The organism is Paenibacillus sp. Marseille-Q9583 (assembly GCF_976954365.1).
Window position 1 is genome coordinate 1 of sequence record NZ_CDRJTB010000122.1, and the last position, 7,303, is coordinate 7,303.

The 7,303-nt window shown below is 43.4% G+C and carries 7 protein-coding genes and 1 pseudogene; 7 read left to right on the forward strand and 1 reads right to left on the reverse strand.

Translation table 11 applies throughout. The features are described from left to right. Positions 1-735 (reverse strand): annotated as a pseudogene (locus ACWNM1_RS29725) (glycosyl hydrolase family 8); the annotation flags it as partial. Between the two features lie 297 nt (positions 736-1,032). On the opposite strand from ACWNM1_RS29725, the gene ACWNM1_RS29730 reads away from it, so the two are divergent. From ACWNM1_RS29730 to ACWNM1_RS29760, 7 genes are all read left to right on the forward strand, one after another. Then, positions 1,033-1,272 carry a hypothetical protein gene (locus ACWNM1_RS29730; RefSeq protein ID WP_449603805.1) on the forward strand — a complete coding sequence of 80 codons (240 nt, stop codon included), beginning with the start codon at positions 1,033-1,035 and terminating at the stop codon, positions 1,270-1,272. Then, entirely contained in the window at positions 1,266-3,146 is a 1,881-nt protein-coding gene (locus ACWNM1_RS29735; protein ID WP_449603799.1) for a peptidoglycan D,D-transpeptidase FtsI family protein, read from the forward strand. The genes ACWNM1_RS29730 and ACWNM1_RS29735 overlap by 7 nt, the downstream gene beginning before the upstream one ends. A gap of 250 nt (positions 3,147-3,396) precedes the next feature. Next, positions 3,397-4,074, forward strand: coding sequence for a response regulator transcription factor (locus tag ACWNM1_RS29740; RefSeq protein WP_449603800.1), 678 nt, complete (start codon positions 3,397-3,399; stop codon positions 4,072-4,074). Then, entirely contained in the window at positions 4,071-5,078 is a 1,008-nt protein-coding gene (locus ACWNM1_RS29745; RefSeq protein WP_449603801.1) for a sensor histidine kinase, read from the forward strand. The genes ACWNM1_RS29740 and ACWNM1_RS29745 overlap by 4 nt, the downstream gene beginning before the upstream one ends. An 83-nt stretch (positions 5,079-5,161) precedes the next feature. Beyond that, entirely contained in the window at positions 5,162-5,884 is a 723-nt protein-coding gene (locus ACWNM1_RS29750) for an ABC transporter ATP-binding protein (RefSeq protein ID WP_449603802.1), read from the forward strand. Further along, positions 5,881-6,654, forward strand: coding sequence for an ABC transporter permease (locus ACWNM1_RS29755; protein ID WP_449603803.1), 774 nt, complete (start codon positions 5,881-5,883; stop codon positions 6,652-6,654). The genes ACWNM1_RS29750 and ACWNM1_RS29755 overlap by 4 nt, the downstream gene beginning before the upstream one ends. Further along, positions 6,651-7,303: ABC transporter permease (locus ACWNM1_RS29760; RefSeq protein ID WP_449603804.1), on the forward strand; the 653-nt coding region annotated here is incomplete at its 3' end. The genes ACWNM1_RS29755 and ACWNM1_RS29760, both read left to right, overlap by 4 nt.

The following is a 7,303-nucleotide window of genomic DNA, read 5'->3' on the forward strand; positions in this document are numbered from 1 at the left end:
TGTGCTAGACGAATAAGCTGCTGTAAATTGGCTGTATACGTTATACAGATTGTTGATAACATTTAGCCAAGTTGAATCTCCAGTAACTTCATTGAAAGCCCGCAGATGACTGAGCATCCAGTCGGAGGGACGCGTATTCAAGGCGCTCTTCGTATCCCAGTCACCAAGGTTCAGCCTGTTGTTAGTTGTCACATTGCTAAGCTTAATAGCGCCAATCATCTTTTTGGCTTCAGCCAAATAATTGATCGTTCCAGTCGAGCCCCATTGGCGATCAGCTAGAATAAGGGAGTAAGCGATATCGAGGTCCCCATCTGTTGCTGAACCGAAGTGCCCTTGAGCCCCAATACTATCTGCTATTACCCATCCCATCAGGTTCGGATTATTAGAGCTCTTGAACGCTCTAGCCGTTTTGAACAAACCGTCATAGATTGTTCTGGAATTCGTATCGTATCCAGCCATTAGCACGGTAATAACCATACCGTATCCTTGGCCTTCCGATGTGCCGAGAGGATCGAAGCCGTCCGCTTCGCCAGTAATATCACCTTTTACATAGTACCCTCCGGGCAGCGAGGACAAGTTGTTTTTAAGATAAGTAGCCTTCCAATACTCATAATAGGAAGATACAGAACTGATCATCGAGGATTGACTGACGTGGTTTGGTTTAATGATAACCGGATAGCTGACTTGTTGAGGAAACGGTTTCAATTCACCCGCTCCATGAGCTTTCCGTTGAAGATCACCCTTGAAGGAAAGGAATAACTCCAGCAGATTACTCTGTAATTTGAGCTGATTACATTGATAAAGCCGAGCAGGCAGCCGTTGAATTTATTTTTGCTCAACCTCATGCTGGCTCAGCGCTCCTTATCTGAATGACCGCATACAGTGAAATGGAGAATTCACAAAAATGTTCCAATTGTCTATTACATGTAGCCTAATTTCGCGAAATAGCGTAGTGACAAAGGATTCTCAAAAATGGTTGTTTTTACCTTGTTATACATTGTACAATGTGTAACGAGCCTGGTGTTCATTTAGGTGATCATTTATCAAACTAATAAAAAACCTGGCATTACCTATGCCTACAATAATGAGCCTTCCTGGGATAAGGAAAAACAGCAATCCCGTGCCAAGGTTGTTCAGCTAGCCATGGATATGGGATGTCAGGAGGCGAATGCCGACGATACCATTCATATCATCGAACAAAACGCGGTGACTATTAACGAGCAATTTGCCGAAAATTGCAATATATATGTTTGTGGGGTTTGCTTATGGTGAAGAGAATAAAACTTCGTACGCTGTTTATAGGAGGGTGTATTACCCTCTTTTTTCTTGTTTTGCTCGGCAGAGTGTTCTGGATTCAGGTCCTGGATCGTGATTTCTGGCAAACCAAGGCCGCAAAGCAATGGGCCCATACTTCGGTGTTTAAAGCGGTGCGTGGCACGATCGAGGACCGCAACGGCAGGATGCTGGCTAGCGATGTGCCGGCCTACACGGTAGTGGTCAATCCGGAAGCGATTTCCGCTCTCAGTATCGGGGAAGAAGTTATCACCGGCCTACATGAACTGCTCGGCAAGCCTGAGGATGAGCTTAAGGCGCTCGTGGAAGCCAAAGACGAGAACGGCAAGTATCTGAAGAACCGGGAGATCCGTAATGAAGGCTGGAAGATAGACCAGGAGCTGCGCGACAAGGTCAACGAGTTCATTGAGAAACTGAAGGATGAACATGACACTCTGGAGACTGGCGTTGGCCTGATTAGAGAGCAAAAGCGCTATTATCCGCAACAAACACTGGCCGCACATATTTTGGGTTATACGGACCGCGATGGCAATGCGGTAATGGGGTTCGAAAAGTATTTTGACAAGCAACTTAAGGGTGCGGATGGTAAGCTACTCTACCAGAGCGACGCCAAAGGCATCAAGCTGCCTGACTCGGAGGACACTTACCAGTCGGAGGTCAATGGAAGTACTTTCAAGCTGACGATTGATAGCACAATCCAGTATTATATCGAGCAGGCAATGCAGAAGGCCTATGAAGAATATAAACCCAAGAGTATTACGGTAATTGCCGCGGATCCCAGCACCATGGAGATATTAGGGCTAGCGAATATGCCAACCTTTAACCCGAATGAGTTCTGGAAATATGCCTCTGATCCAGGGGTATTCTTCAACCATGCCATCAAAACAAGATTTGAACCAGGCTCCACGTTCAAAATTGTACCTCTTGCAGGAGCGGTCGAGGAGAATTTGTTCGATTCGGACGCAACCTTCATGTCCGGTTCTATCCGCATCAAGGGGTACGGCAAGCCGCTGTATGACCAGAAGAGAAGTGGTTATGGCGAAATCTCCTTCCTAGAAGGCGTGAAGCGGTCAAGTAACGTGGCCTTCGTCAAGCTTGGCTATGAAATGCTCGGTCCGGAAAGGCTGCTGCAATACGTGGATGATTTCGGATTTAACGATCTTACCGGTATTGACCTGCCGGGCGAAATCAGCGGAATCGTCAATCCGACTCCGAATAATGCTTCAGAGAACGCGACGATTGCATTCGGGCACGGCAAAGTGCTTGTTACTCCGATTCAGCAGCTTACCGCCATCTCGGCCATCGCCAACGGGGGAAAACTGATGGTGCCGCACGTGGTCAAGGCGACCACCGATCCGAATACCGGCAAGACTACCGTAGCCCAGCCTCAGGTGGTACGTAAGGTTATTTCCGAGGAAAGCGCCAGGGAAACCAGCAGCTATCTGGAGCAGGTCGTTGCAGACCTGGTCCATGGCACCGGCCGTCATGCATACATTGAAGGCTATAGTGTAGCAGGTAAGACCGGTACGGCGATTAAACCCGACGGTAAGGGAGGGTATGACCGTGATAAGGTGCACTCGTCCTTTCTCGGATACGCACCGGCTAATAATCCGAAGATTGTGGTCTATGTCGGCATTGACGAGCCTGCTAATGCTGCTGGCGGTGGTGCTGCGGCGGGGCCGGTGTTTAAAGAGATCGTATCTCAAGCATTGTCATATATGGGTGTACCAAAAGTTACATCGGGCGATGGAGGCAGTGTTTCCATATCCGTCAAGAATGCACCTTCCGCGCAGCGCTCCGCACCCGATCTGACCGAAAAAAATGATACAGGCGGCCAGAGAATTGCTGATTGATTAGGGCTTTTATTTTGAAACGGCCGGAGGCTCAATATCTGGACTATGGATTGGTGTCGGTGAACAATAACATAGTCCCATTAGAATCCGCGCCTGGCGCGGTTTTTCTGTTTTATGGGATCAAGTTCTTGTCCTTTGCTTAAGACAAGAACTTGATCCCATTGCCGATTTCATGAGCATCTAAACAAATATTTTTTAGATTGTGTTAATCTGTCTAATAGTGAACTCAGTGTAGAGAGAGGGATGTTACTTGAAAAGAAACGTATTATACATTGAAGATAATGAGAAAATAGGCAGCTTACTAAAAGAAGAATTGGAACAGCGGGGATTTTCAGTTCAGTGGCTGCTTTCTGGTGAAGGAGCTGAAAAAAAAGTAAATCAGCATGAAATTGTTATTTTAGATATCATGTTACCCGGTTTGGACGGATTTACAGTGGGAAAACGATTAAAAAAAGCAGCTCCTGCTGTTCCTATTTTGCTGTTAACAGCTCGAACATCGATAGATGATAAGGTAGAAGGTTTACAATTTGCTGATGACTATTTAACGAAACCATTCCATACGGATGAATTAGTTGCAAGATTAGAAGTACTAATCCGTCGAAGTGGCGGAACACATTCCGAACGCATTTCATTAGGAAATTATATTGAAGTAGATTCAGAAGGCCAGATGGTATTTGACAAACGCACAGGAGAAGAAATTATATTAACAGCGAAGCAACATCATATTTTAATGTACTTCTTACGCCACCCTAATCAAGTTTTACCAAAAGAACAAATCTATGAAGCCATCTGGGAAGAAACATATATAACTGGCGATAAAACACTAATGGTACATATCCATCGACTGCGTCAAAAGTTGGAACGTCATCCAGATTCCCCAGAGATTATTGAAACGTTGAAGGGAATAGGCTATCGGGTGAAACTATGAAACAGACTAAATCATTATTTCGTCATTTTCTAAAAGGACATTTTCTATTTATCTTTTTGCCTCCAATTGTACTTATTATCTTATCTGCGTTCATTGAGTCTCCTATTCATGGAGAAGAGCTGAATGCGTTAAATCTCTTTTACATTGTACTACTTTTGTTTGGCTTTATTATTGTCGCATTTGTTATAATATCTTGGATTTTCTTCTTGAGACTTCGTAAACGGCTCACCCGCTTACAGGAAGTCATGTCATTTTCAGCTAATCATAACTCATTTCCTAGACCAATTTCTGTTCAAAGAGATCGTATGGATGAAATAGACCAGTTAGGAAGTTCTTTTAATTGGATGATTCAGCAGCTTGAAGACAGCCGCAAGCGAGAATATGAAGAGGAATTGTTACGACATCGACTCATAGCGAATTTATCTCACGACTTACGAACGCCTCTTACCATTTTGAGAGGACATGTCACCCGATTAAATAAAGAATCAATGAGTCTAGAAGGACAAAATTCATTAACAGAAATAAATCATACGATTACAAGAGTGGGGGATCTAATGGATGATTTACTTTCCTATACATTGCTTACATCAGGGAAACATCCTTTTAGGCCCACTTCAACAGATATTGGACGTTTAGTAAGAGCATCTGTTGCTGCGTGGTATCCTGTATTTGAAGAAAAAGAAATCCAAATCGAGGTTGATTTACCGACAGAGGCGACTTTTTATTGGGAAGCAGATCCTAAATGGATGACACGGGTTCTGGATAATTTATTTCAGAATATTCTTCGACATGCAGCAGAGGGGAAATATGTAAATATTGTGGTTGATGTAGAAAAAGAACAAATCATTGTTGCAGACAGAGGTCCAGGTATGGATAACTCTTCCTATGAGCGTGGGGCGGGGATTGGTTTATCGACTTCAAATTATATGTTGAAAAAAATGAAGCTGAAAGCTGATTTTACATCAAATGATAGTGGCACAAGAGTAGCTATCGGAAGAGCTTAGCCTAAAGTTAACCCAGAAGTAAACAGCAGGATAACCGAGATGTAACTTTGCTTCTTTATAATTAGAACCATAACAGAAAGGAAGTGTTATGGTTGCTTACAATTAATAACTTAGTCAAACATCGCGGAACTGGGGAAATCTTATCAGGTATCAGTTTTAAAGCTAGACCAGGTAGAATAACTGGTTTTTTAGGTCCAAATGGGGCAGGTAAAAGTTCTACACTTCGCATCCTGCTTGGATTAGACCGCGCTACCTCAGGGAGTGCACTCATTAATGGAAAGCCATTCGCAGAATTACATAATCCTCTAGCAACAGTAGGTGCCGCACTTGATGGCTTTGGAGCTCATCGTATGCGAACAGGACAGGCACACTTGCGTTGGATTGCACGTGCTGCAGGATTGTCTAACTCACGTGTCGAGGAAGTTCTGGAAATAGTAGGTCTTACTAATGCCGCTGGGAAAAGAGTTGGGCAGTATTCTCTTGGTATGGGGAGAAGACTGGGATTAGCAGCTGCGCTACTTGGTGATCCAAAAATATTGATTTTAGATGAACCCGTAAATGGGCTCGACCCAGAAGGAATTCGGTGGATTCGGACATTTTTACGTGAACGTGCTGAATCTGGAAATACGGTGTTATTATCCAGTCATCTAATGGGAGAGCTTGCAGAAACAGTTGATGATGTGGTGATTATTAAGCATGGAACCATCGTTGCAGATGGAACATTGGAAGAAGTAATAGGTAACCATTCCACGCTGGAGGAAGCCTTTTTTGCCCTGACATCTGAAAATACAGGTGATGTTGTATGAGAGCATTTAACGCGGAACTATCTAAATTGTTCTCCTTACCAGGTAATTGGCTTGCTTTTCTCATTGGAGCGTTTGCACCAGCGCTTATTGCTGCCTTGGACAGCATAGCACAAAAAGAGGAGATTATAGCTGGAGTTAGCACGCGGCTATCGGAAGTTGGCTATATCGGGTTAGCTCTTGGTGTGCAAGGCGTTATTATTCTTGGTGTGCATGCTGTCAGCAGTGAGTATTTGACAGAGAGCAGTGAATCTGGTGGAGGACAACAGATAACAACGAGTTTAACTGTTATTTCATCCCGGTTTCATTTCTTACTGGCAAAAGCAGGTGCTGTGACTGTGATCAGCATACTGCTTTGTATTGTTGCTATTATGACAACTGTGTCGGCAACGCATCTTATTCTTGGTGAATATGCCCCTACATTTGAATGGTCCAGACTTATCGGTGCAGTTTGTTTCTGGACATTCACTGCTCTTTTAGCACTTGGAATTACTTTTCTAACTAAGAATGGCATCCTCCCGCTTGCTGTGCTCCTAATAAATTCATCCGTTGTATCATTTAGTGTCCTGTTGTATAGGGTTACAAAGTTGGCGTTTTACTTACCAGATAGGGCTGGCGCTGAAATGTTTATGTTTACGGACAACACGTCCACAGGCACTTTATTCGACAGATATCACACCCCGTACACAGGCGGTTTAGTCATGTTTGCCTGGGTAGTCGTTATTTTCATTGTTGCAGCTATTGTATTCCATAGGAGGGACGTTGCAGCATGAGTGTCTCTTCTAGCAGAAAGATAACACAAATCCTTGGTGCTGAACTGGATAAATTAGTTACATTACCATTGATATGGCTCACCATTATGGGTACATTCATTCTTAATTTAGCTTTAACTGCAGCTTTTACTTCTGCTGGTCTACAAGGTGCAGCAGGAACGCAAAGTATACTGAATATAGGACTTGCTTCTATGGGATATCTTCAAGCAGGGTTCATTATTCTTGGAATCTTAGCTACTTGTTCGGAGTATACTGGTGGACAGATTCGAACTACTTTAACTACGATACCTTGGCGTGGATTTCAATTATCCACGAAGCATTTGGCATTGGCGATTATAACCATTCCTGTGGCATTTATAATTGCTGCATCTGGTGTACTCTATACTTTTATTATGATGAGAGACACAACAGTAGTGTTAGAAATAGACACAATGATAACAACATTAATAGGTGCAACGGGCTATCTAACATTAACCACACTTCTCAGTGCAGCTGTAGGTGCTTTATTAAGACGAACCACTCCTGCTTTAGTGGTACTGCTTGGTTATTATTTCATTGTCAGTCCATTGACGAGGGTTTTTCTACCTAGTAATAAAATTTTTTTAAATTATTTTCCGGATACGGCAGGATCTTATATGTATATGCCGTC

Excerpts from the sequence above, each read along its gene's own strand:
- ACWNM1_RS29735 (WP_449603799.1), top strand. The coding sequence starts at position 1,266 with ATGGTGAAGAGAATAAAACTTCGTACGCTGTTTATAGGAGGGTGTATT.
- ACWNM1_RS29755 (WP_449603803.1), top strand. The coding sequence starts at position 5,881 with ATGAGAGCATTTAACGCGGAACTATCTAAATTGTTCTCCTTACCAGGT.
- ACWNM1_RS29745 (WP_449603801.1), top strand. The coding sequence starts at position 4,071 with ATGAAACAGACTAAATCATTATTTCGTCATTTTCTAAAAGGACATTTT.